The organism is Paraburkholderia dipogonis (assembly GCF_042680985.1).
In the GTDB taxonomy this organism is placed as follows: domain Bacteria; phylum Pseudomonadota; class Gammaproteobacteria; order Burkholderiales; family Burkholderiaceae; genus Paraburkholderia; species Paraburkholderia phytofirmans.
Genome location: NZ_JBHUFR010000016.1, coordinates 18,044 through 40,453 on the forward strand (window position 1 = coordinate 18,044; position 22,410 = coordinate 40,453).

A 22,410-nucleotide genomic window follows, 5' to 3' on the forward strand; every position below is an offset into this window, starting at 1 on the left:
TGCGCATCCGCCTGCGGCGCAGTGATGTTCTATTCATAGTCACGAAGCCGCGACGGCATGAGATACGCCGACCGGTCGCCATTCAGCACTGAAGCCAGAACATGCATATCGATGCCGCCTCCCGTTAGTACAGCGGCAATGCGCTTACCGGCAAAATAAGGGTGGAGGGCCGCGGCAAGCGCAACCGCGCCCGCGCCTTCGACAACGAGATGATTGTGCTTCGCCAGACAGCGGATAGCTTCGGCCGTGTCCTCGAGCGTTGACACAATGACGCCGTCCACCAACGCATTGAGGTACGGCCAATTCGCGTCGAGTACGGTCGAGACGCCGATGCCAGCGACCATGGGCGTCGAGTCGACGGGTACCTCGACGATAGCGCCGGCCGCGAGAGAAGAATGAAACGGTGCCGCCGCTTCGCTTTCGCACGCATACAATTTTGCGCGCGAGTCCCAATGCGCGCACGCCAGCGCAATACCCATGATCAACCCGCCGCCGCCGAAGGGCACGAGGATCACGTCGACATCCGGCAGATCTTCCAGGATCTCCTGTCCGATCGAAGCGTCGCCGACGACCACATCGCGACACGCACAAGGATGCAGAAATGTGCCGGTTTCGCCGGCCGGTATTTCACCGCAGAGTATTGCCCACCATCTTTCGTAGGGCACGTCGATCACCTCGGCGCCTAGCGAGCGAAGCGCCTCGATCTTGCTCCTTGCCGCGGTATCGGTGACATACACTCTGACGTCCGCGCCGCGAACCCTCGTTGCTTCGGTCACGCCAAGCGCGAAGTTGCCGGTGCTCGCGGTATAGACACCGTTCGCCAGTTGAGCGGGCGTAAGGCTCGATACCGCATTCAGGGCGCAGCGTATCTTGAACGATCCTCGTGGCTGAAGGTTCTCCGGTTTGAGAAACACGCTTCGATCCGTGGCGGCCGCGTAGGGCAACAGCGGTGTGCGAACGACGGTCCCTCGGATCGTCTCCGATGCGCGCTCGATATCGGCTCGGGAAACATCGCCGAGATAACCCGGGCCGACACCATTCTCGAACGGCGTGCGCGCGTGATGCAGGATGCCGGAAAAGCTCATGATGTCCTCGCTTTCGTAGTCGTTGAAGGGATCGACTAGCCGCGTCGACGCAATTCGATGCGCAGGTTTCGCGGCACCATCGAAAACGCGAACACTTCCTCCACCTCGGACTCGCCGTCGACCAGCAACAGATCGAAGTTGCGGCACAGCATGGCCACTGCCGATCTCACTTCCATCAAGGCAAGGCTGCGTCCCGGACACAGGCGCGGTCCCGAGCCGAACGGCATGAACCCCGCGCGATGATGGCTGGCGGCACTCTCGCCGGTGAGCCAGCGGTCCGGATCGAATACGTCGGGCGCCGAATGGCCGCCTTGCTGCAGTCCTGCCTCGCGCGTCAATAGCGACAGCACCGCGCCCTTCGGGATCGCAATGTCGCCCACTTGCACGTCATAATTCGGCTCGACTGCGAGAACGGGCGTCACCGATTTGAGCCGCATGGACTCGCTGATGACCGCGTTCAGATAGAGGAGCGCGTCGCCTGCATCAAAATCTTCAAGCATGGCCGCGGATCCGATAACGGCATCGACTTCTTCCTGCATTTTTCGCTGGACGTCAGGCAGAGACGCCATGAAGTACGCCACCCAGGCGACCGTGTTCGCCGTCGTGTCCTGTCCGGCCAACAGGATGGTGAACACATTGGCCAGCACTTCGTCGTCTGTCAGCGGCGCTTCTCCGTCGTGTTGCGCCATGAGCAACGCCTCGAGCAGATTCGTGGGCATCGCGTCCGTTTCCGGGCGCTGCGCGAGCCGCGCGCGGTTGGCGGCGATAAGGTCCTTCGTGAGCGCCTGAACTGCAATCAAGGCGCGATCCAACGTCTTGTCGGCGGGTAGCTTGACGTAGTGCCAATAGGGGAAGGGCGCGTTGATCCGCCGGTTGATCATCGGGAACACGACTTCGAGATGCCGCTGGATCACCTCGCCCTCGCTTTCGATGGTATCCATGTCATATCCGAACGCGAGATTGGTGGTGACGTCCACCGTGTATCGCATCAGGTCCTTCTGGATATCGATGGATTGCTGCTCGCGCTCCGCTTTCTCCCAGCGTTGCAGCAGTCGACGTGTCATTTCGCAGAGCAACGGAAAGAAGGCGCGCAGATGCAACGGGTCCAGTGCCTTGGCGACGAGTTGCCGTTGCCGTCGCCAGGCCTCGCCTTCCATGGAGAAAACGCCGTTGATGCCCAACTCGCGCGCAACGGTTTCGATCACGTTCCAGCGACGATAAGCGCCAGGACGATCGCGCAACACCTGACTGATGAGAGCCGGATCGGCGATCGCCACGAATGGGCGTCCGATCAATCGGAACGTGTACACGGGGCCGAATTCCCTGCACCACTCTTCGAGTACGAGGTGCAGCTTCTCGGGACGTAGCTGCAACGTATTGCCGAGAAACGGAACGCGCTTGGGGCCGGGGAGCTGGGCAAGCGATCTCACGGGAGATTCGCGGCACGGCATTATCACGGGCGGAGCGGGGCGCTGCGCATTCCATGCGCGCACGTCGTTGCGATCGACTTTAACTTCGCCGTTCTCGACAATGGCGTCGAAGCGCTTCAGATTCGACCTACTCGGCCCTTGCTTGCAGCCTGACGAGCAGTCGAACTGCCAACCGTGTGCCCGGCAGGTGAGCACGCCATCTTTTACTGTTCCTTCAGACAGGAGCGTGCCTTGATGCGGACAGCGGCCCTGAAAAATCGAAATGGCGTTGTCGTGGCGCAGAACGATTAGATCGATTCCGTCGACGTTCGCCGCCTTGATGCCGTCGTCCTCGAGTTCTTTCGTGCGCGCTATGACCACCGTGTCCGGGGAATCCGAACGCACTGCCTGAAGACTCGCGTTCATCTTGTCGCTCCTTCGCGCCGGACAGCCATCGTTTTTCATTAATCGCGCGAACACAAGAGACGGTCCGGCGTCTTGTCGACGGCGAACGCTTTTGCGTTGCAGCGTGCAAACAGGTTCTTACGCGGCGTGAGGAAGCGGGCGCATTCAATTCATGACGCACCGCATTTAATTGGCGTCGTGAGCGGGCATCAGGCGCAATCCTGTGCCGGGTCTGTGCGACAGATGAGTCGCGAGCCATGCTGTATTCCCCGAGATTCGAGGAGGGCGCTCACCAAACCATACTAGTCGTTTATCGAAGCGAGCCAAGCACTCTATCTAGTGTCGTGCCGCCTTTTCGGCGGCTCCGCGAACACGCCTTCGGTTTCCGGATCGCGGGCGTCTGGCATGATGCTTGCCTTGCGTCGTCCGCGCTGACTTACGCCTGTTGTCAGACGTTTGGGAGCGGTTATCATTTTTTGCCTTGCCGACTCGATGCGCTATGCTGGGATAACGGCTAAAAAATAAAGTGCGCAAGGCAGATTCCGTGCTGGTGCAATGCCATCGAAATCCTGCCCCGATGCCCTATCCTTCGCCGGCGCCGGGGTCTTCGCATACGAAACAGGGAGGTAACATGCAAGGCGACCCAAAGGTCCTGGAATACCTGAACGCGCAACTGAAGAACGAACTCTCCGCGATCAATCAGTATTTCCTGCATGCCCGCATGTACAAGCACTGGGGGCTCGACAAGCTCGGCAAGCATGAATATGACGAATCCATCGGCGAGATGAAGCATGCGGATCTGCTGATCGAGCGCATCTTCCTGCTGAACGGCCTGCCGAATCTGCAAGACCTCCACAAGCTGCTGATCGGCGAAGAAACCAAAGAGATCATGGAGTGCGATCTGAAGCTGGAACAGATGTCGCAGGCCACCTGCAAGGAGGCCATCGTCTATTGCGAGTCGGTCCGCGACTTCATCTCGCGAGAGATTCTGACCCATATTCTCGACGACACCGAGGAGCATATCGACTGGCTCGAGACGAATCTTGAGTTGATCGACAAGGTCGGCATCCAGAACTATCTGCAATCGGGAATGGATGCGCCGGAGTGAATTCGCTTTAGTGAATGGCTGACGGGACGGCGAACTGAACGGCGGCAGACCGCCTTAAGCGTGAAACGCCCCATCATCGAGCGCACGCCCACGCAGGTTAGCAACAATCATGCTGGATCCGGCGAGTCTCAATCCACCGGCACGTTGCTGATCCGGTGCAACTCCGCCAGCTTGCTCAACAGGCTTCGAAGCGTGCTCTGCTCATCGGCGTCCAGCGCGCTAAAGAAGTGGTCGTCATTTTCATCGGCAATCGACGCGAGATCGGGCAGCGCGCGTTTTCCCTGCGGAGTCAGCGAAAGGAACTGCACGCGGTTGTCCTCATCGCTCGTCGCGCGCGAAATCCATTTCTTCTCTTGCAGCTTGTCCAGCACCTTGGAGATCGCACCACGCGTCATGCCCATCGCGTCGGCGAGTTGGGCGGGCGTCATGTCCGTCCACCTTTGAATCTGATTGAGCGCGACCCATTCGGCCACGGACACGCTGCGTTCCTGCAAAGCACGAGCGAAGTTGCCCGAGACATGATTGGATACGAGCCTCAGCCAATAACCCAGATGCGTTTCGAGGGCAGGCGGGGACGGCAGCCCTTTCTTCTGATTGCGCATGACCTTTCCCTCGGCTAATGATTGGCTTCCATGGAAATCATTGTGGTTTCCATGGAAAGTCATGTCAAGGTCAACGGCCCAGCGCGACGAACCGTTCGAGATGATGGTCCTCGTCGCCGAGTTGATGATCGATCATCACGAGGCGCTTTGCGTAATGTGCGAGCGGCAGCTCCCACGTCATGCCGATCCCGCCATGCAACTGAATGCATTCCTCCGCGACTAGCGCGCCGATTCGCCCGATGCTGTACTTGGCCGCCGACACCGCGCGCTCCCGCACCTTGCGCTCGGCACCGAGCGCCGCCGCTGCATTGATCACCGCCGAGCGGGCCTGCTCGATCTCCAGCAGCATATCGGCCATGCGATGCTGCAACGCCTGGAAGCTCCCGATCGGCACGCCGAACTGTTTGCGCGTGCGCAGATACTCCAGGGTGTAGTCCTTGGCGACATCCATCGCGCCAACGGCTTCGGAACACAGCGCGAGCACGCCGCAGCCAATCGCGTATTCGAGCGTCGCGAAGCCCGCGTCGGACGTGCCGAGCAATGCGTCGTCGCTGAGCGTGACGTTGTCGAATGTCACTTCAGCAGCGCGGCCGCCGTCGATCTTGCGATAGCCGCGCACGCTGACGCCGGCTGCATCGCGTGGCACGAGAAAGAGCGTTATGCCGGCGTCGCTATCGTCGTCACCGCCGGTGCGCGCCGAGACCAGAAAAAGCGAAGCGTGCTCGCCGTGCTGAACCACGGCCTTGGCCCCGTTCAGTTGCCACGTCGAGCCGCTTCGCTCCGCACGAGTCAATACGCGGGACAGTTCATAGTGGCTGTCCGGCTCGCCATGCGCGAGCGCGACGATTCGCGAGCCGTCGATCAATTCACCGAGCGCGGCTTTTTGCGCTTCATTGCCGCTGCGTGCAATGGCGTGGCCGACCATCAACGTGTCGAGAAACGGCTCGACCACGAGACCGCGGCCCAAGCTCTCGAACACCACGGCGATATCGAAACCGCCGCCGCCGAAACCGCCGTTTGCTTCTTCGAACAGTGCGCCAATAATGCCGAGCTCGGCAAAGCGGCGCCACAATTCGCCGCTATAGCCCTGGTCGGACTGCGCGATCCGGTCGCGCGTCGCGAAGCCGTACTGCTCGCCGACAAAACGGTTCAGCGTATCCGCCAGCATGCGGCGGTCTTCGGTGTGCTGGAAATTCATGAGGTGCGCCCCTTACAGTCCCAGGATCATTTTGGAAATGATGTTCTTCTGGATTTCGTTCGAGCCGCCGAAGATCGACAGCTTGCGATTGTTGAAATACAGCGACCCAGCGCTCGCGGCTTCGTCGGGACCGACCGGCATGCCTTCGAAGCCGTCATGCAAGGCTTCCTCGATGAACGGCTGCGCGTACGGACCCATCGCGCGCCGCGTGAGCGACGAGATTTCCTGACGAATCTCGGTGCCGCGAATCTTCAGCATCGAACTTTCGGCGCCGGGCACGCCGCCGCCCGCCACCGCCGCGATCACGCGCAGGTTGGTGGTCTTCATGTTTTCCAGATCGATCTCGACGCGCGCCATGCGCGCCGCGAACGCCGGGTCTTCCGCGAGCGGCCGGCCATTGCGCCGCTGTTTCGCGGCGATCTTGCGCAGGCGATTGAACGCGGCCACCGAGAAGCCGACGCCCGCGATATTGGTGCGCTCATACGTGAGCAGATACTTGGCGTAGGTCCAGCCCTTGTTCTCTTCGCCGACCAGGTTCTCGACCGGCACCCGCACGTCGGTGAAAAACACTTCGTTGACTTCGTGCTCGCCGTCGAGCGTGATGATCGGGCGCACTTCGACGCCCGGCGTCTCCATGTCGATCAGCAGGAAGCTGATGCCTTCCTGTTTGCGCACGTCGGTCGCGCTGCGCACGAGGCAGAAGATCATGTTCGCGAAGTGGCCGAGCGTGGTCCACGTCTTCTGTCCATTGACGAGGTAATGCTCGCCTTGCGTATCCACGCCGCGCACGGCGGCGGTTTTGACCGAGGCGAGATCGGAGCCGGCGCCCGGTTCCGAATAGCCCTGGCACCACCAGTCCGAGCCGTCGAGAATACGCGGCAGCCAATGGCGCTTTTGCGCTTCGCTGCCGTATTTGATCAGCACCGGGCCGAGCATGTTGACGCCGAACGGCACCACGCGCGGCGCGCCGGCCAGCGCGCATTCGTTTTCGAAGATGAATTTCTGCACCGGGTTCCAACCCGGGCCGCCGTACTCTTTCGGCCAGTGATTGGCGAGCCAGCCTTGCGCGTTGAGAATCGCGTGCCACTCGGCCATGTCGTCGCGCGTGAGACGGCGTCCGCCGTGCACCTTGCCGGCGAGACGCTGCGGGAGCTTGTCGCGCAGAAAGGCCTGCACGTCGGCGCGGAAGGCTTCTTCCTCGAGAGTGAAGTTCAGATCCATGGCGGGTGTTCCGGATTGGGTTGAGCGACCGGCGCGCGCTGGGCGCGGCCGGTCATGACGATGCACGTCGACGGTGATGCGCCGTTTCAGACGCTCTGGTTAAGGCTCGCGAAATCGGCGCCGCGTTCCACCAGTTCGACGAGCAGCGGCGAGGGCTTCCAGAAGAGCGGGTCTTGTTTGGCGAACTCGCGGATGTCGGCGAGAATCTTCGGCAGGCCGACCATGTCCGCATATTTCATCGGACCGCCGCGATAACGCGGAAAGCCATAGCCGTACAGGAACGTCACGTCGACGTCCAACGGCCGCAACGCGATGCGTTCATGCACGACGTTGGCGCCCTCGTTGATCATCGCGGCCATGTAGCGGCGGATGATCTCCTCGTCGGTGAAGCTGCGCGGCGTGATGCCGGCACGTACGCGTTCGGCATCGATGATCGCCTCGACTTCCGGATCGGGCGTGCCGCTGCGCGATCCTTCGGGGTACAGATAGAAACCGCGTCCGGTCTTCTGGCCGAACCAGCCGCGCTCGCACAGGCGGTCGGCGATCTGCACATAGCGCGCCGCAGGATTGCGAGTGGCCGCACGCCGCTTGCGTGCCGCCCAGCCGATATCGCCGCCCGCCAGATCCACCACCTGGAACGGTCCCATCGGAAGGCCGAACGCGCGCACGGCCGCGTCGATCTGATAGGGCGAGGCGCCGTCTTCCATCATGGCGTCCGCAGCGCTGCGATACACGGCCAGCACGCGGTTGCCGATAAAGCCGTCGCACACGCCCGCGCGCACCGGCGTCTTGCGCAACTTCTTCGCCAGCTCGAACGCGGTGGCGACCACGTCGGCGCTGACCTGTTTCGGCACCACCACTTCCAGCAGCTTCATGATGTTGGCGGGCGAGAAGAAGTGCAGGCCGATCACGTCGGCGGGACGCGAAATGCTCGACGCGAGCGCGTCGATGTCGAGATACGAGGTGTTGGTCGCGAGCACCGCGCCCGCTTTGCAGACGCGATCGAGTTCGGCGAATACGGCCTGTTTGACGGCGAGGTCTTCGAATACGGCTTCGATCACGACGTCGGCGCCGGCGAGCGCATCATATGACGTGCTGCCGCTCCAGCGCGCCATGAGCGCCGCTTTCTTCTCCGCGCTCAGGCGGCCTTTGGCGATCAGGCCGTCGTAGACTTTTTCGATGTGTGCGCGGCCACGTGCGAGCGACGCGTCGTCGCGTTCGATCATCGTCACCGGCAAACCGGCGTCGAGCACCGCGACGGCGATGCCCGCGCCCATCGTGCCGCCGCCCACCACGCCGATCGTGTTCAGCGCGCGTGGTTTGGCGTCGCGCGTTTCCGGCGCCTTGAGCACCTCGCGCTCGGCAAAGAACGCGTGAATCAAACCGGCGCGCTGCGGGCTGTCGATACATTCGAGGAACAGCTTGCGTTCGACCCGCAGACCTTCATCGAAAGGCTGTTCGATGGCGGCCTCGACGGCATCGACGATTTTCAGCGGCGAGAACAGGCCGCGCGATTTCTTCGCGGTTTCCGCTCGCGCCGTGGCCACCGCTGCGAGACTCGCGGCGCGGTCGCCGAGTGCCGCGGCGTCGCGCGTGCGGCGCACCGGCGCGTGGGCGGCCAGCAACTCGTGCACGTAGGCGAGGCCTTCGGGGAGGATGTCGTCGCTGCTGCCGAGGCGGTCGATCAAACCGAGCGCCAGCGCTTCCTTCGCGCTGGCGTGACGGCCGCTCAGGATCAGATCGAGCGCGGCCTGCGCGCCGATCAAACGCGGTGTGCGCTGCGTGCCGCCCGCACCCGGCAACAGGCCAAGTTGCACTTCAGGCAAGCCGAGCTTTGCGCCGTCGACGGCAATCCGGTAGTGCGCCGCGAGCGCCACTTCCAGGCCGCCGCCGAGCGCCGCGCCATGAATGGCAGCGACCACCGGCTTCGTGCACGCCTCGATGCGGTTGCACACGTCCGGCAGCGACGGGGGTACCGGCGGCTTGCCGAACTCGCGAATGTCCGCGCCGGCGATGAAATTGCGCCCCGCGCCGACGATCAGCACCGCTTCCACGGCCTTGTCGGCATCCGCGGCTTCGATGGCGGCGAGCAGGCCGCGCCGCACGCCGGCGGACAGCGCGTTGACCGGCGCGTGGTCGATCGTCACGAGCAGCACCTTGCCGCGCAATTCGCGCGTGACAACATCGGCCGAGGGATTGGGGGGCATGGCGTCTCCTGATGTGATGGGTCGCATGGCAAAGCATGCCGGGTCTGGCGAATTGTCCTGATTGTGGGTCGGTCAAGGTTTATTGACAATCACATGGACGGTTGACAGACTGTCAAAGTTTCTTTGACAAAGGCGCCCCCATGGACGTCAACTCTTTGACCCTGCTGGTAGACATTCTGGACGCCGGCAATCTCAGCGAAGCCGCGCGCCGGCTAAAGATGAGCCGCGCGAACGTGAGCTACCACCTGAATCAGCTGGAACGTTCCATCGGGCTGCAACTGGTGAGGCGCACCACGCGCCGCGTCGAGCCGACCGAGATCGGCCTGCAACTCTACGAACACGGCCGCACGATCCAGAACGCGCTGCTCGCGGCGCGCGAATCGGTCACCACGCTCGGGCAGAACCTGCAGGGGCGCGTGCGGCTGAGCGTGCCGAGCGGTTACGGACAACTCGTCATGTCGGACTGGCTGATCGCGTTCAAGCGGCTTTATCCGGGCATCGTGCTGGATGTGATGTTCGAAAACCGCGTCGAGGACCTGATGCGCGATGAAGTCGATATCGCCGTGCGCGTGATGTCCGAGCCGCCGCAAAACCTCGTGGCGCGAGACATGGGGCCGGTGCGCTATGTGGCGTGCGCGTCGCCGGATTTTGCGGACAGGCACGGCATGCCGCGGCAACTCGACGACCTGCGCACGACGCCGCTGATTACAGCGGCAGTGGTCGGCCGGCAATTGCGGGTGGCCGCTTATTTGCGCGACGAACGGCATGAAGTGCTGCTCGAGCCGGGCATCATCTCCGAGAACTTTCTGTTCTTGCGCCAGGCGGTGCTCGCCGGACTCGGCGTGGGGCTCGTGCCGGACTATGTGGTGCAGGACGATCTGCGCCGCGGCGACGTGCTCACCACGCTCGACGAATGGCGCTTGAGCATCTTCGGCACGCACATGTACATGCTGTATATGCCGAACCGGCATCACACGCGCGCGGCGTCGACGTTCATCGATTTCATTTTGCAGCAGGCACATGGCACGGGCCGTGGCTTGCCCGCGTAAACGACGAGATTCATCTTGCATCTCGCGCAGGTATGCTACGCAAAAAAGAGCGGAGACAAGAGATGAAATGGATCATCGGACTTCTAGCCGTGCCGGCGCTCGCCGTAGTCGTTCTGTTGATCTCCTGCTTGCCGGACGAAGACGCAATTCGTCTCGGCGGTTACATGGCGACTGCCGCCTTTGCCGCGCTCATCGGGTTTCTGCTGCGCTGGCGCGCCAGCCGGACTCAACAGCGTAATAAGCGGGCAGGTTGAGCGTACGTCTAGCTATGCGGCCTGAACGCTCTCGCGCAACTCGTCGCCGAGAAACTCGATAAACGTCCTCAGCTTGGCCGACAAGCGGTGCCGCTCCAGATAGATAGCGTGAATGTCCGCGTTCGGCAGCGTCCAGTCGGCGAGAAGCGGCACCAGTTCGCCGCGCCGTAGATGGCCCGCGATTTCCCACGCCGAACGCACGGCCACGCCGCGGCCGTCGAGCGCCCACTTCAGCACGGCGCTACCGTCGTTGCTGCTTAGCGGACCGTCCGCCTTCACCGTCTCCGATTTCTTGCCGCGCGGCAAGTTGAGTGGTCAGAAGTTGAGTCTGGCTCAAAAACTACCGAAACGCCCAGCGCGAAAAAATAGAAAGAAAAGTGTCGGCGACAACAACGCGCAAACGAAACATGAGCTAAACTCAGAAAACATCGAAAGCGCAGCACATGAAGGAGACACCCGAATGCCCGCAGCTTCGTCGAGTAGCTCGCCGCTCTCCAGCGGCTATTGTTCTGTTTTTCGCGAGGGTCTTTTCACCGGCAAGGTGGTCATCGTCACCGGCGCGGGCAGCGGGCTCGGCCGATGCACGGCTCACGAACTCGCATCCCTGGGGGCGACCCTTGCGCTGGTCGGCCGAAGCGAAGACAAGCTGAAAGCGGTGCAAGCCGAACTGGCCGCGGATCATCCGTCATCCGCTGGCGGCCACGAGATTTACTCCTGCGACATCCGCAACGAGCAGCAGGTGCGTGAAACGATCGCTTCGATCATCACGGATCTGGGCCACGTGGACGGCCTTTTCAACTGCGCGGGCGGCCAATTCCCCGCGAGGCTCGAAAACATCTCCCTGAACGGTTGGGACGCGGTCGTACGCAACAATCTGCACGGCACGTTTCTGATGTCCCGCGAGTGCTATACCCAATGGATGCAGCATCACGGCGGCGCGATCGTCAACATGCTGGCGGACATCTGGGGCGGCATGCCTGGCATGGGGCACTCCGGCGCGGCGCGCGCGGGCGTATGGAACTTCACCGAAACGGCCGCTTGCGAATGGGGCCACGCGGGCGTCAGAGTCAACGCGGTCGCGCCCGGCTGGATTGCGTCCGCGGGCATGGACAGCTACAACGAAGAGTACCAGGCGCTGCTGCGCACGCTGAAGCACAAGGTGCCGTTGCAGCGCTTCGGCACGGAATCGGAACTCGCCGGCGCGGCGGTGTTTCTGTTGTCGGAGGCGTCGGCGTTCATCAACGGTACGGTGATTCGTGTCGACGGCGGCGTGCCGAACGCGCGCCATTCATGGCCGCTTGCTGAAGCGCAGCGTACGATCGAATATAACGGCTTCCCGCGCTATCAACCGCCGACGGGCTTGCAGGAGCAGATACGATGAATCTCGACGGCCAGACCTACGAATCGCTGGCGGCGAACTTCGCCTGGGACATCCCGGCGCGCTACAACATCGGCGTCGACGTCTGCGACAAATGGGCCGACGGTTCGGGCCGCCTCGCGCTGATCTACGAGGACGCCGAGGGCAACGCCACGCGCTATACGTTCGACCAGTTGAAGGCGTTGTCCGACCGCTTCGCCAATGCGCTGCTCGCGGCGGGCGCGCAACGTGGCGACCGCATCGGCATCTTCCTGTCGCAATCGATCGAAACGGCGCTTGCGCACCTCGCCGCTTATAAGGCCGGCATGGTGGCCGTGCCGCTCTTCGCGCTGTTCGGCGTCGACGCAATCGAACACCGGCTCGGCGACAGCGGCGCGGTGGCATTGATCACCGATCAAGCCGGCGTGCGGAAGGTCGACGAAATCCGCGCGGCGTTGCCGGCATTGCGCAATGTCTTCAGCGTGGATATCGATCAGGACAACGTCGATCCGCAAGCGCCCGTGCGTTCATTCTGGCAGGCGCTGAACGGCGCACCCGCCAGCTTCACGCCCGCCGACACCGGCGCCGACGATCCCGCCGTCATCATCTATACCTCGGGCACGACCGGCAAGCCGAAGGGCGCGTTGCATGGGCATCGCGTGTTGCTGGGCCATCTGCCCGGCGTCGAGATGTCGCAACAGGGCTTTCCCGCGCACGCCACGCTGATGTGGACGCCCGCGGACTGGGCGTGGATCGGCGGTTTGTTCGACGTGCTGCTGCCATCGTGGCATCACGGCGTCGCGGTGTTGGCGCGCCGCTTTGCGAAGTTCGACGGCGAGGCCGCGTTCGATCTGATGGCTCGCCACGCGGTCTCGCATACGTTTTTGCCGCCGACCGCGCTGAAGATGATGCGCGGCGTCGAGCATCCCGAACGCTGGAGCCTCGCGTTGCGCTCGGTGGCAAGCGGGGGCGAATCGCTCGGCGAGGAATTGATCGGCTGGGGCCGCACGGCGCTCGGCGTGACGATCAACGAGTTCTACGGGCAGACGGAGTGCAACGTGGTGGTGTCGTCGTGCGCGGCGCTGTTCGAGCCGTGCTTCGGCGCGATTGGCCGCGCGGTGCCGGGGCATCATGTCGCGATCGTCGACATGGACGGCAACGAACTGCCGCAAGGCGCAATCGGCGATATCGCGGTGGCCGCGCCCGATCCGGTCATGTTCCTCGGCTACTGGGGCAACGAGGCCGCTACGCGCGACAAATTCCGCGGCAAGTTTCTGCTGACCGGCGACCTCGGCACGCGCGACGCGGACGGTTTCATCCGTTTCGTCGGCCGTGGCGACGACGTGATCACGAGCGCCGGTTATCGAATCGGACCGGCTTCGATCGAAGATTCATTGCTGCGTCATCCGGCTGTTTCGATGGCGGCCGTGATCGGCGCGCCGGATCCCGAGCGCACGGAGATCGTGATGGCGTTCGTGGTGCTCAAGGCCGGCTTTGTCGGCGACGAGGCGCTCGTGCGCGAGATCCAGCATCACGTCAAAACGCGGCTCGCCGCGCACGAATATCCGCGCCAGATCCGCTTTGTCGACAGCCTGCCGTTGACGCCGACCGGCAAGGTGATCCGCAAAGCCTTGCGCGAGGGACTCGCACAAGACGGGGACAAAGCCGCGGCAAAACCATGAGCACGGGTTCGCGCCCACCTTCCACGCGCAGCGGCAGGGCGTTCCGGACGCCGGGCACCCAACCGGGCGCGGCCTCGCTCGACGACACCGACCGCAAGTTGCTCGCGCTGCTCGCCGAAGACGCCACGCGCACTTATGCCGAACTTGGCAAGCTGCTGTTCCTGTCGGCGCCCGCTGTCCACGAACGCACCCGGCGTTTGAAGAAGGAAGGCGTGATCAAGGGCACCGTCGCCGCGCTCGACGGCGCGAGGCTGAATCGCCCGTTGCTTGCGTTCGTGCATGTCGATACGACGAGTTGGGCGGTGACGCGGCAACTTCTCGCGCTGCAGGAGCTACCCGATGTCGAGGAGATTCATACCGTGACGGGCGAGAGTGCGATGTTGCTCAAGATCCGCACGCGCGACACGCAATCGCTCGAACAACTGCTCGCGCGTATTCACGAGATCGAAGGATTTACCGGCACGCGCAGCTATATCGCGCTGACCACCTATCTGGAGCGCGGCCCGAGTCCCGAACTCTGAGCCTTGGGTCCGGAGTCCGACCGAAGCGCTGCGTGTCATGCATGCAGTGAAAGACCTTTCACGGCTTTATCCACCGCCTTCTTCGGCCCGCGCACCGCAATGCCGACGAGGTCGGGCGCATCGGCGGGTTCGGCGCGGAACACCTCGCGGTTGGCCTGATCGTGACCGGTCGCGAACATCGCGCGCACATAGACGGCGCGCGTCAATTCGCGTTCAATGCCCTGGCGGAACGCGCGCAGCAAACCCGCGTTGTCCGCCTGATACACCATCATCGGCTGGCCGAGCAGCGGCGCATGCCGACGGCCCGCCGCGTCCTCGTACGGCTCACCCATTGCCTCCGGTGCGGCGCCCGCGATCCCCGTCGCGAGAAACGCGGTCACATTGAGTTTTTGCCAGACAGCGAGATCGTCCAGCACGATGATCGCGACTTTCGTATCGAATTCCATCACGCACTACGCTCCACACATTCAGAAAGACGTCCAAACCCGATCTTATGGAAACTCGGCGCGCATGTGTATGGCAGTCGGGCAAAAACGAATGGCCCTCAACGGATGTGCGTGAGCACTACGTCGGCGTCGGGCTTTGCCTAATGCCAATTCAGCGCATGCTCGCTTGAACAGACCGGCGTGCTGCAATGCAACCTGACGTGGCGCCGCGTCCATCGCTGTTAGCGCCGCCGACGCGCGAGCGATTTCCGCGCAATCGACGCTGCTGCAACATAGGGCAAGTCCCTGGCGCAATTTAGCCGTGCATTACCACTCGCGTGTGCCGACTCCTAAACTTGATTCAACCAGGAGGGGACACCGATGGCCAAACTCATCCACACGATGATCCGTGTGCACGATCTGCCGCGCTCGCTTGCGTTCTATCAAAAGGCTTTCAATTTCGACGTAGCGCACCGGCTCGATTTTCCGGACTTCACGCTCGCCTATTTGCGCAACGCGGAGGCCGACGCCGAAATAGAACTGACCTGGAACAAAGGCCGCGAGGAACCGTATTCGCACGGCGATGGCTACGGTCACGTCGCTTTCGTGGTCGACGATGCGAAACACGAACGGCAGCGTCTGCTCGATCTCGGTATGACGCCCAACGATCTGCGCGAGTTTCACAACGATAACGGCGAGTTGCTGGCGCGTTATTTTTTCATTCAGGACCCTGACGGTTACAAGATTGAAGTGTTGGAACGCCACGGCCACTATCAATAGTAAAAGTCACCCGGCGGCCGCCGCGCGTAGTTGCAATACCCCACAAGCAACCATCTTGGATGGGACCGGAATAAGGCGTCAAAGCGCCAACTCCGGTCGACAGGAGACAACCATGAAGACAACGGTCATCCCGATCGTCGCGTCCGATCACGCACGTCATGAGCATCCTCATGAACACGATCATGAGCACGGCGGCGAACATCACGCGGCGAAGGCTGCCGCGGTCGCGTTGCGCATTCCGCTCACGCGCCGCGAGCTATTGAGAGGCACGGGTGTGCTGGTGGGCACGCTGGCGTTCTCGTCGGTACTGTCGACGCTGGCGCCGAGCCGCGCGTGGGCGCTCGAACTACAGGGTCTCGACACGCACCAGGGCGAAGTGATTCTGGCCTTTACGCGGCAGCTCTATCCGCACCCCACGCTCGACAACGCGGTCTACGCGCTGGTGGTCAAGGACCTCGACGCGAAAGCGAAAGCCGATCCGGCGGTACGCCAGCAACTTGCGGACGGTGTCAAACAACTCGACGCGCAAGCCGGTTCCGACTGGCTCAAACGCGCACCGGCGGACCAGGCGAAAGACGTCGCAGCGCTCGCGGGCACGCCGTTCTTCAACACGATACGCAGCACCGCGGTGGTGTCGCTGTACGCCAACACGATGGCGTATGCACACTTCGGCTACGGCGCTTCGGAGGGCGACGGCGGCTACCTGAACAAAGGGTTCAACAGCCTTTCGTGGCTGCCCAATCCGCCGCCTGCAGCGAGCGGCCCGATCCCGACGGATAGCTAATCGCGACGAGAGCTTTGCATGGGGCAGGAGTAAGCGCTAAAGCGCCAACTCCTGCCGACAGCGGTGCATGGGACAAGAGTAAACGCTGAAGCGCCAACTCTTGTCGACAGTGGAGAAAGAAATGGATCAGGACAACAACAAGGTGCGTTTTTCGCACAACGACGACAAGGTCGTCGTGATCATCGGCTCCGGCGCGGGCGGCGGCACCCTCGCCAACGAGCTGGCGCAGAAGGGCGTCAACGTCGTGGTACTGGAAGCGGGCAAGCTGCATACGCAGGGCGATTTCACGACCGACGAATGGGGCGCGTTCCAGATGCTGTCGTGGCTCGACAAACGCACCACGTCGGGCAGCTGGCGCATCGCCAAGGACTTCCCGAATCTGCCCGCGTGGATCTGCAAGACGGTGGGCGGCACGACCACGCACTGGGCCGGCGCGAGTCTGCGCATCCAGCCATACGAGTTCAAGGCAAAGACGACCTACGGCGATATCAAGGAGGCCAATCTGCTCGACTGGCCGGTCACGCGTGAAGAACTCGATCCGTACTACGACCGCGCTTCGCAGAAAATGGGCGTGACGCGCACCAACGGTTTGCCGGGCCTGCCGGGCAACAACAACTTCAAGGTGATGTCGGCCGGCGCGATGAAAGTCGGCTACAAGGATTGCAATACCGGCCACATGGCGATCAATAGTGTGGTGCGCGACGACCGCGCGCATTGCTTCCAGCGCGGCTTCTGTTTTCAGGGCTGCCGCACGGGCGCGAAGTGGTCGACGCTCTACACCGAATTGCCGCGCGCCCAGGCAACCGGCCATATGGAGTTGCGCACGCAGGCCCATGTGGTGCGTATTGAAACCGATGCGCGCGGCAAGGCGAAGGAGGTGCTCTATTACGACGGCAACGGCAAATTACAGCGGCAGAAGGCGCGCGTCGTCGCGGTGGCCGGCAACTCGATCGAGACGCCGCGGCTCTTGCTGAACTCGCATTCGAGCAAATTCCCGCAGGGGCTCGCGAACGGCTCGGGCCAGGTGGGCCGCAACTACATGCGTCACACCACGGGCTCGGTGTATGCGGTGTTCAACGACAAGGTGGAGATGTTCAAGGGCACCACGATGGCCGGCATCATCGAGGACGAAGCGGTGTTCAATCCGCAACGCGGCTTCGCGGGCGGCTATCACATGGAGACCGTGTCGCTCGGCCTGCCGTTTTACGCGGCTTTTCTCGATCCGGGCGCATGGGGGACGACCTTCAGCCAGGCGATGGATCAATATGCGTACACGGCGGGCATGTGGATCGTCGGTGAGGATATGCCGCGCGAGAGCAATCGTGTGACCTTGAATACGGACGTGAAGGATCAGTACGGCCAGCCGGTCGCCAACGTACATTTCGACGATCATCCGAACGACGAAGCGATGCGCGAACACGCGTACAAGCAGGGCACGGCAGTGTACGAAGCGGCGGGCGCGAAGACGGTGTATCGCGTGCCGCCGTATCCGTCCACGCACAATCTCGGCACCGCCCGCATGAGTGCGCGCGCCGAAGACGGTGTGTGCAACCGCTTCGGCCAGACGCATGAAGTGTCGAACCTGTTCATTTCGGATGGCAGCCAGTTCACCACCGGCGCGGCGGAGAATCCAACCTTGACGATCGTCACACTGGCGATTCGTCAGGCGGATCACATCGCGGGGCAGATGAATAAACGCGCGGTGTAAATGTGTAAAGCGGTTCGACGGGGCAGACGCGGCGTTCGGGTTCGATGCGATTGTCGGGCGGCGAATGCCGGCGTATGTTGACGAACGCGGGTGGCGTGCCGTGGCTGCATGAAAAGCGCCACGGCGCGCGTGCTTGTAATTAAGGAGCCAACGTTATGTGTGGGATATACATCAACGCCGATCCGATCCTGTACGAGTCGCGCACGCGCTCGTTGCGCATTCACGGCGTGATCACCACGGTGCGGCTGGAGAATCTGTTCTGGGACGTGCTGCACGAAATCGCCGCGCGCGAGAGCATGACGACCAGCCAGTTCGCCGTGAAGCTCTACGACGAACTGATCGCGTTGCGCGGCGAGATGCCGACCAACTTCGCATCGTTTTTGCGGGTGTGCTGTTTGCGCTATCTGTCGATGCGCACGGAGAAGGGCGCCGGCGCGCCCGATGCGTTGCCTGAACTGGCATTGGCAGTGAGCGAAGCGAAGCCGCGGATTCTGAAGACGGTTTGAGGCGGGCGGGCCGACGCGAAGCCGCTACTGCGGTTGGGCACGCCTACCCGCATGCTACGATATCCAGCTCATCACGCATAAGCTGGAGACCTGAATGCGTCCCGAGAGTGCCGCCCGTTTCGATGAAGAGTTCGCGCCTCGCATCGCCGAGGCTATTGCCGCCTGTTTCGCGACAACCGTGCAGACCAAAGTGCTGCCGTACGGCGGCCATGGGCATCCCACTCGCGTGCGGATTCACGTAGCGCCCATCGAAAACATGGGGCAGTACCCGTATCCGCTGAATCTGTATCTCACCTGGGACAGCGACGAAATCGAGCGACTGATGGGCGCGGAAGGGCCGGTGCGTTTCGCCGGCTATCTGGCCGCATTGCCGCGCAAGCTCGCAGCCTGGAATCATGCGCGCGAACTGGATTTTCTCTCGCATACGCAGGCCGATCCTCTGGTGTTGATCGGCGGACTCGATTTCGAATCGTAAGCGGCGCATTGCGCGCCGCTTCACCCTTGCATACAACGGGCGCCGCCCCCTCAAGCCGCAGCGCCCAGCCTGAAGAAACTCACGCTTTGCACGAGCCCCGATGCCTTGCTTTGCACCGCATCGGCTGCTGCGGCCGCCTGCTCGACGAGCGCCGCGTTGCTTTGCGTCACCTGATCCATCTGCGTGACTGCATCGTTGACTTCCGCGATACCCGCTGCCTGATCGACGCTTGCCGTCGCGATCGATTCGACGATGCGCGTCACGCTGCCTGCACTGGCCACCACGCCGTCCATCGTATTGCTCGCGTGATTGATCAGTTGCGTACCGGCGTCGATCGTGGCGACCGACTCGCGAATCAGCGCCTTGATCTCCTGCGCGGCATCGGCGGAACGTTGCGCGAGACTGCGCACTTCGCTCGCCACCACCGCGAAGCCGCGCCCTTGCGTGCCGGCACGCGCCGCTTCGACCGCGGCGTTGAGCGCGAGAATATTGGTCTGCGCCGCGATCGCTTCCACCACCGCGATGATATCGACGATACGTCTGGACGCCGCATCGATCTGGCCCATCGTGCGTACCGCGTCGTTCATCACGGCGCCGCCATCGCGTGCGGCTTGCGCGGCGGTTTGCGCGAGCGTGGTGGCCTCGCGCGCATTGGCGGCGTTGCGCTGAACCGAGCTGGTGAAATGCTGCATCGACGCGGCGGTTTCTTCGAGCGAGGCCGCCTGCTGTTCGGTGCGCGCGGACAGGTCGAGGTTGCCCGCGGCGATTTCCTGCGTGGCCGACGAAATCGTCGTCGCGCCTTCACGAATCTCGCTGACGATATGCCGCAGGCGTTGGTTCATGTCGTTGAGCGCGATGAGCAACTGGCCGGTTTCGTCGCGGCTCACCACCGCCACGTCCGCGCGCAGATCGCCTGCCGCCACCGCTTGCGCGACGCCCACGGCCTGCCTGACCGGCAGCGTGATGCTGCGGCTGAGAAACCACACCGCAAATGCGCCGACGCCGAGCGAACCGATCACGACCGACAGCAACAGCACTGCGGCGATCGTATAGGACCGTTCCGCCGCTTCGTTCGTGCGCACGCTGGAATCCTGGGCCTGTTGCATGACGGAAGCGACGATGTCGTCGATCGCGGCGGTCGGCGCGCGGTCGATGCCCTTCACGAGACCGTCGACCACGTGCGCGGTGTTCGGATCGGTGGCGTCGTAGCGCTTGAGCGCATCGAGGTAACTGTCCTGCAACGAAGCGTGCGTGGCAAGCGCCTTGTCGACACCGTCCACGTTCGCGTCCAACGCACTCAACTGATCCTTCAGGCGCAGCAGGGCGGCGTGCGTCGTGCCGCTTTCCTTGCTGAAGGCATCACGGTATTTGGCGAACGCGGCCGGATCGGCGCCGCGCAACAACAGGTCTTTCCATTCCTGCACCTGCTTCTTGAACTCGACCTGCGCGACGCGCGCCGTGTCGGCGGCTTGCGCATACCGACTAAGCGATTGCGCCGACTCGATTTGCAGCGCATGCGTTTTCGACAACGCGTGCCAGCCTTCCAGGCCCACGATCATCGTCGCGGCCAGCAATACCGCGCCGAGCAAGGCCAGCTTGACGGCGATCTTCAGATTTCTATAGAACGTCACTGCGGTGTCCCTGCAAAGGCGTTTAATCGAGTTTGAATTGCGTCACCGCGCCGGCGAGGCTCACCGCCTGGCTTTGCAGCGCGGCGGCTGCGGCGGTGGATTCCTCGACCAGCGCGGCGTTCTGCTGAACCATCTCGTCGAGCTGGCTGACCGCGCGGTTCACTTCCTGAATGCCGCGCGTCTGCTCGTTGGCCGCCTGGGTGATTTCGGAAATGATGGTCGTCACGTTGGCGACGTTGCTGACGATCTCTGTCATCGTCTCGCCGGCCTGGCGCACCTGGCCCGAACCCGACGTCACGCTCGCCACCGTCGATTCGATCAGCGCCTTGATTTCCTTCGCCGCCTGCGCGCTGCGCTGCGCGAGGCTGCGCACTTCACCGGCCACGACCGCGAAACCGCGACCCTGTTCGCCCGCGCGCGCGGCTTCCACCGCGGCGTTCAAGGCGAGGATATTGGTCTGAAACGCTATGCCGTCGATCACGCCGATGATGTCGGAGATCTTCACCGACGCATGCTGGATCTCGCCCATCGTCGCAATCACCTCGGAGATCACGACGCCGCCGCGCGAGGCGACCTGCGAGGCGGACACGGCGGTATCGTCGGCCTGCTTCGCGGCGCTTGCCGATTGCGTGACGGTCGAGGTGATTTCTTCCATCGACGCGGCGGTTTGCTGCAAGCTCGCCGCCGCGGACTCCGTGCGGCCCGACAGATCGACGTTGCCCGCGGCGATTTCATTCGCGGCCACGCGCACCGATTCGCTGGCGTCGCGAATCTGGCGCATCACGTGGCTGAGTTTGTCGATGAAAGTGTTGAACGAACGCGCGATCTGCGCGACTTCGTCATTGCCGACGGCGGGCAGGCGGTGCGTGAGGTCGCCTTCACCGGAGCCGATGGCATCCATCGCATCGCGCACTTTCGACAGACGCTGAAACGACACAGCGGTGACCGCGGCCACGATAGCGGCAGCGATGCCCGCGATCACGATCAGCGCGATCACCGAAGCGGTCAGCAGCGAACGCATACCGGCGGTCGCTTCGGCTTTGTCGAGCGCGACGACCGCGTACCAGTCGGTGCCGGGAATCGCCTGTGCGCGCAGCAGCTTCGTGCTGCCGTTCACGTCCATTTCGAGCGGACGCTCGGCGCTGAAGAGGGCGGCGAGCTTGTCGCCGGTCAGGCCCGGTGCGACATCGGAGACTGGCTTCAAAGTCAGTTTCGGGTCGGGGTGCGCAACGATATGGCCGCTCGCATCGATCAACATGCCGAAGCTCGCCGGTGTCGGATGAATCGCCTTGACGTTGGCGATCACGCTGTCCATCGCGACGTCGCCGGAGACCACGCCTTTCACCGCGCCGTCGCGTACCACGGGTGCGGCGAACGCCACCACCAGCTTGCCCGTGCCCACGTCCACGTAAGGCGGCGTGACCACCGGCTTGCCCGCTTCCGCCGCCTGTTTGTACCAGGGACGGCCGGTCGGATCGTAGTCGGGCGGAATGCCGGTCGGATCGGAGAACTTCGCGGTCTTGTCCGCATAGCCGACGTAGACGTTAGTGAATTTGCCGGCTGCGGCGATCTGCTTCAGCGCGGCGGACGGATCCGCTTGCAGCACCGCGTCTTGCAGCGAGTTGATCATCTGGCTGTTGGCGGCCACCCAGTCAGCGATGCCGCCTGCGTGACCGCTTTCGACCGCGCTCAGACTGCTGTCGATGGCATCGGCGTTATACGAGTTGGCGACGACGTAGTTGAGAACCGCGTTGGCGGCGAGCGCGACCACAACGATAGCGACGCACAGGGCGACGATGCGCGCGCGAATGGAGGTGAACATGTCGGGAGTCTTTCGGAGTGAGCGGTGAACCGGAGTCGGAGTCGGAATCGGAGTCAGAGTCGGCGAGGCGGTGGCCTCACAAGCTGTATACGGCTCCAATTAGTGGGACTTGAGCAGGGAATGCTTTCAATTGCTCACCAACGGCGGGTGAGCGGTGCGGGGCGGCGTGTCGGGTGCGCGC

Annotated in this window: 20 protein-coding genes and 1 pseudogene; 11 read left to right on the plus strand and 10 right to left on the minus strand. The window is 63.0% G+C overall.

Features of this window, described 5'->3' with window-relative positions; genetic code table 11:
* Positions 1-29: 29 nt before the first annotated feature.
* Both ACFSNN_RS20205 and ACFSNN_RS20210 read right to left on the minus strand, forming a co-directional pair.
* Positions 30-1,085, minus strand: coding sequence for a threonine ammonia-lyase (locus ACFSNN_RS20205; RefSeq protein WP_134458631.1), 1,056 nt, complete (start codon positions 1,083-1,085; stop codon positions 30-32).
* A gap of 35 nt (positions 1,086-1,120) precedes the next feature.
* Positions 1,121-2,920, minus strand: coding sequence for a cytochrome P450 (locus ACFSNN_RS20210; RefSeq protein WP_134458633.1), 1,800 nt, complete (start codon positions 2,918-2,920; stop codon positions 1,121-1,123).
* Between the two features lie 610 nt (positions 2,921-3,530).
* Here ACFSNN_RS20210 and bfr point away from each other — a divergent pair.
* Positions 3,531-4,007, plus strand: coding sequence for a bacterioferritin (gene bfr / locus ACFSNN_RS20215; protein ID WP_012433725.1), 477 nt, complete (start codon positions 3,531-3,533; stop codon positions 4,005-4,007).
* A 128-nt stretch (positions 4,008-4,135) separates the two neighbouring features.
* Here the strand turns inward: bfr and ACFSNN_RS20220 are convergent, their stop codons facing one another.
* From ACFSNN_RS20220 to ACFSNN_RS20235, 4 genes are all read right to left on the minus strand, one after another.
* Complete coding sequence (locus ACFSNN_RS20220; RefSeq protein ID WP_134458635.1) at positions 4,136-4,609, minus strand: MarR family winged helix-turn-helix transcriptional regulator; 474 nt, start codon at positions 4,607-4,609, stop codon at positions 4,136-4,138.
* 70 nt (positions 4,610-4,679) lie between these two features.
* Complete coding sequence (locus tag ACFSNN_RS20225; RefSeq protein WP_134458636.1) at positions 4,680-5,807, minus strand: acyl-CoA dehydrogenase family protein; 1,128 nt, start codon at positions 5,805-5,807, stop codon at positions 4,680-4,682.
* Positions 5,808-5,819: 12 nt separating this feature from the next.
* Positions 5,820-7,028, minus strand: coding sequence for an acyl-CoA dehydrogenase family protein (locus ACFSNN_RS20230; RefSeq protein ID WP_134458638.1), 1,209 nt, complete (start codon positions 7,026-7,028; stop codon positions 5,820-5,822).
* Positions 7,029-7,114: 86 nt separating this feature from the next.
* Positions 7,115-9,235 carry a 3-hydroxyacyl-CoA dehydrogenase NAD-binding domain-containing protein gene (locus tag ACFSNN_RS20235; protein ID WP_134458640.1) on the minus strand — a complete coding sequence of 707 codons (2,121 nt, stop codon included), beginning with the start codon at positions 9,233-9,235 and terminating at the stop codon, positions 7,115-7,117.
* Positions 9,236-9,375: 140 nt separating this feature from the next.
* On the opposite strand from ACFSNN_RS20235, the gene ACFSNN_RS20240 reads away from it, so the two are divergent.
* The gene (locus tag ACFSNN_RS20240) at positions 9,376-10,284 is read left to right on the plus strand and encodes a LysR family transcriptional regulator (RefSeq protein WP_134458642.1); all 909 of its coding nucleotides are present in this window, start codon (positions 9,376-9,378) and stop codon (positions 10,282-10,284) included.
* A gap of 62 nt (positions 10,285-10,346) precedes the next feature.
* Entirely contained in the window at positions 10,347-10,538 is a 192-nt protein-coding gene (locus tag ACFSNN_RS20245; protein WP_134458644.1) for a hypothetical protein, read from the plus strand.
* Between the two features lie 12 nt (positions 10,539-10,550).
* Here the strand turns inward: ACFSNN_RS20245 and ACFSNN_RS20250 are convergent.
* Positions 10,551-10,838: pseudogene (locus ACFSNN_RS20250) on the minus strand (LysR substrate-binding domain-containing protein); the annotation flags it as partial.
* Positions 10,839-10,998: 160 nt separating this feature from the next.
* On the opposite strand from ACFSNN_RS20250, the gene ACFSNN_RS20255 reads away from it, so the two are divergent.
* From ACFSNN_RS20255 to ACFSNN_RS20265, 3 genes are read left to right on the plus strand one after another with little or no spacing between them, the layout of a single operon-like run.
* Positions 10,999-11,919, plus strand: a complete 921-nt coding sequence (locus tag ACFSNN_RS20255; protein ID WP_134458646.1) for an SDR family oxidoreductase — start codon at positions 10,999-11,001, stop codon at positions 11,917-11,919.
* The gene (locus ACFSNN_RS20260) at positions 11,916-13,577 is read left to right on the plus strand and encodes an acyl-CoA synthetase (RefSeq protein WP_134458648.1); all 1,662 of its coding nucleotides are present in this window, start codon (positions 11,916-11,918) and stop codon (positions 13,575-13,577) included. The genes ACFSNN_RS20255 and ACFSNN_RS20260 overlap by 4 nt, the downstream gene beginning before the upstream one ends.
* Positions 13,574-14,098, plus strand: a complete 525-nt coding sequence (locus ACFSNN_RS20265; protein WP_134458650.1) for an Lrp/AsnC family transcriptional regulator — start codon at positions 13,574-13,576, stop codon at positions 14,096-14,098. The genes ACFSNN_RS20260 and ACFSNN_RS20265 overlap by 4 nt, the downstream gene beginning before the upstream one ends.
* A gap of 35 nt (positions 14,099-14,133) precedes the next feature.
* Here ACFSNN_RS20265 and ACFSNN_RS20270 read toward each other — a convergent pair whose 3' ends face one another.
* Complete coding sequence (locus ACFSNN_RS20270) at positions 14,134-14,544, minus strand: DUF2000 domain-containing protein (protein WP_106279245.1); 411 nt, start codon at positions 14,542-14,544, stop codon at positions 14,134-14,136.
* A 360-nt stretch (positions 14,545-14,904) separates the two neighbouring features.
* Here ACFSNN_RS20270 and ACFSNN_RS20275 point away from each other — a divergent pair, with 360 nt between their 5' ends.
* From ACFSNN_RS20275 to ACFSNN_RS20295, 5 genes are all read left to right on the plus strand, one after another.
* Complete coding sequence (locus tag ACFSNN_RS20275) at positions 14,905-15,303, plus strand: VOC family protein (RefSeq protein ID WP_134458652.1); 399 nt, start codon at positions 14,905-14,907, stop codon at positions 15,301-15,303.
* Positions 15,304-15,415: 112 nt separating this feature from the next.
* Entirely contained in the window at positions 15,416-16,087 is a 672-nt protein-coding gene (locus ACFSNN_RS20280) for a twin-arginine translocation signal domain-containing protein (protein ID WP_134458654.1), read from the plus strand.
* 121 nt (positions 16,088-16,208) lie between these two features.
* Complete coding sequence (locus ACFSNN_RS20285; RefSeq protein ID WP_134458656.1) at positions 16,209-17,795, plus strand: GMC family oxidoreductase; 1,587 nt, start codon at positions 16,209-16,211, stop codon at positions 17,793-17,795.
* A gap of 155 nt (positions 17,796-17,950) precedes the next feature.
* Positions 17,951-18,301, plus strand: a complete 351-nt coding sequence (locus ACFSNN_RS20290; RefSeq protein WP_134458658.1) for a ribbon-helix-helix domain-containing protein — start codon at positions 17,951-17,953, stop codon at positions 18,299-18,301.
* Positions 18,302-18,395: 94 nt separating this feature from the next.
* Positions 18,396-18,776 carry a DUF5594 family protein gene (locus ACFSNN_RS20295; protein WP_134458660.1) on the plus strand — a complete coding sequence of 127 codons (381 nt, stop codon included), beginning with the start codon at positions 18,396-18,398 and terminating at the stop codon, positions 18,774-18,776.
* Between the two features lie 50 nt (positions 18,777-18,826).
* On the opposite strand, the gene ACFSNN_RS20300 is transcribed toward ACFSNN_RS20295, so the two are convergent.
* Both ACFSNN_RS20300 and ACFSNN_RS20305 read right to left on the minus strand, forming a co-directional pair.
* Positions 18,827-20,407, minus strand: a complete 1,581-nt coding sequence (locus tag ACFSNN_RS20300; protein WP_134458662.1) for a methyl-accepting chemotaxis protein — start codon at positions 20,405-20,407, stop codon at positions 18,827-18,829.
* A 22-nt stretch (positions 20,408-20,429) separates the two neighbouring features.
* Positions 20,430-22,229 (minus strand): methyl-accepting chemotaxis protein, encoded by a 1,800-nt coding sequence (locus tag ACFSNN_RS20305; protein WP_134458664.1) that lies wholly within the window; start codon positions 22,227-22,229, stop codon positions 20,430-20,432.
* Between the last annotated feature and the right edge of the window lie 181 nt (positions 22,230-22,410).

Coding starts and splice junctions, on each gene's coding strand:
- ACFSNN_RS20260 (WP_134458648.1), top strand. CDS start 11,916: ATGAATCTCGACGGCCAGACCTACGAATCGCTGGCGGCGAACTTCGCC.
- ACFSNN_RS20280 (WP_134458654.1), top strand. CDS start 15,416: ATGAAGACAACGGTCATCCCGATCGTCGCGTCCGATCACGCACGTCAT.
- ACFSNN_RS20290 (WP_134458658.1), top strand. CDS start 17,951: ATGTGTGGGATATACATCAACGCCGATCCGATCCTGTACGAGTCGCGC.
- ACFSNN_RS20305 (WP_134458664.1), bottom strand. CDS start 22,229: ATGTTCACCTCCATTCGCGCGCGCATCGTCGCCCTGTGCGTCGCTATC.
- ACFSNN_RS20295 (WP_134458660.1), top strand. CDS start 18,396: ATGCGTCCCGAGAGTGCCGCCCGTTTCGATGAAGAGTTCGCGCCTCGC.
- ACFSNN_RS20230 (WP_134458638.1), bottom strand. CDS start 7,028: ATGGATCTGAACTTCACTCTCGAGGAAGAAGCCTTCCGCGCCGACGTG.
- ACFSNN_RS20235 (WP_134458640.1), bottom strand. CDS start 9,235: ATGCCCCCCAATCCCTCGGCCGATGTTGTCACGCGCGAATTGCGCGGC.
- ACFSNN_RS20205 (WP_134458631.1), bottom strand. CDS start 1,085: ATGAGCTTTTCCGGCATCCTGCATCACGCGCGCACGCCGTTCGAGAAT.
- ACFSNN_RS20220 (WP_134458635.1), bottom strand. CDS start 4,609: ATGCGCAATCAGAAGAAAGGGCTGCCGTCCCCGCCTGCCCTCGAAACG.
- ACFSNN_RS20275 (WP_134458652.1), top strand. CDS start 14,905: ATGGCCAAACTCATCCACACGATGATCCGTGTGCACGATCTGCCGCGC.
- ACFSNN_RS20265 (WP_134458650.1), top strand. CDS start 13,574: ATGAGCACGGGTTCGCGCCCACCTTCCACGCGCAGCGGCAGGGCGTTC.
- ACFSNN_RS20210 (WP_134458633.1), bottom strand. CDS start 2,920: ATGAACGCGAGTCTTCAGGCAGTGCGTTCGGATTCCCCGGACACGGTG.
- ACFSNN_RS20270 (WP_106279245.1), bottom strand. CDS start 14,544: ATGGAATTCGATACGAAAGTCGCGATCATCGTGCTGGACGATCTCGCT.
- bfr (WP_012433725.1), top strand. CDS start 3,531: ATGCAAGGCGACCCAAAGGTCCTGGAATACCTGAACGCGCAACTGAAG.
- ACFSNN_RS20255 (WP_134458646.1), top strand. CDS start 10,999: ATGCCCGCAGCTTCGTCGAGTAGCTCGCCGCTCTCCAGCGGCTATTGT.
- ACFSNN_RS20225 (WP_134458636.1), bottom strand. CDS start 5,807: ATGAATTTCCAGCACACCGAAGACCGCCGCATGCTGGCGGATACGCTG.
- ACFSNN_RS20240 (WP_134458642.1), top strand. CDS start 9,376: ATGGACGTCAACTCTTTGACCCTGCTGGTAGACATTCTGGACGCCGGC.
- ACFSNN_RS20245 (WP_134458644.1), top strand. CDS start 10,347: ATGAAATGGATCATCGGACTTCTAGCCGTGCCGGCGCTCGCCGTAGTC.
- ACFSNN_RS20285 (WP_134458656.1), top strand. CDS start 16,209: ATGGATCAGGACAACAACAAGGTGCGTTTTTCGCACAACGACGACAAG.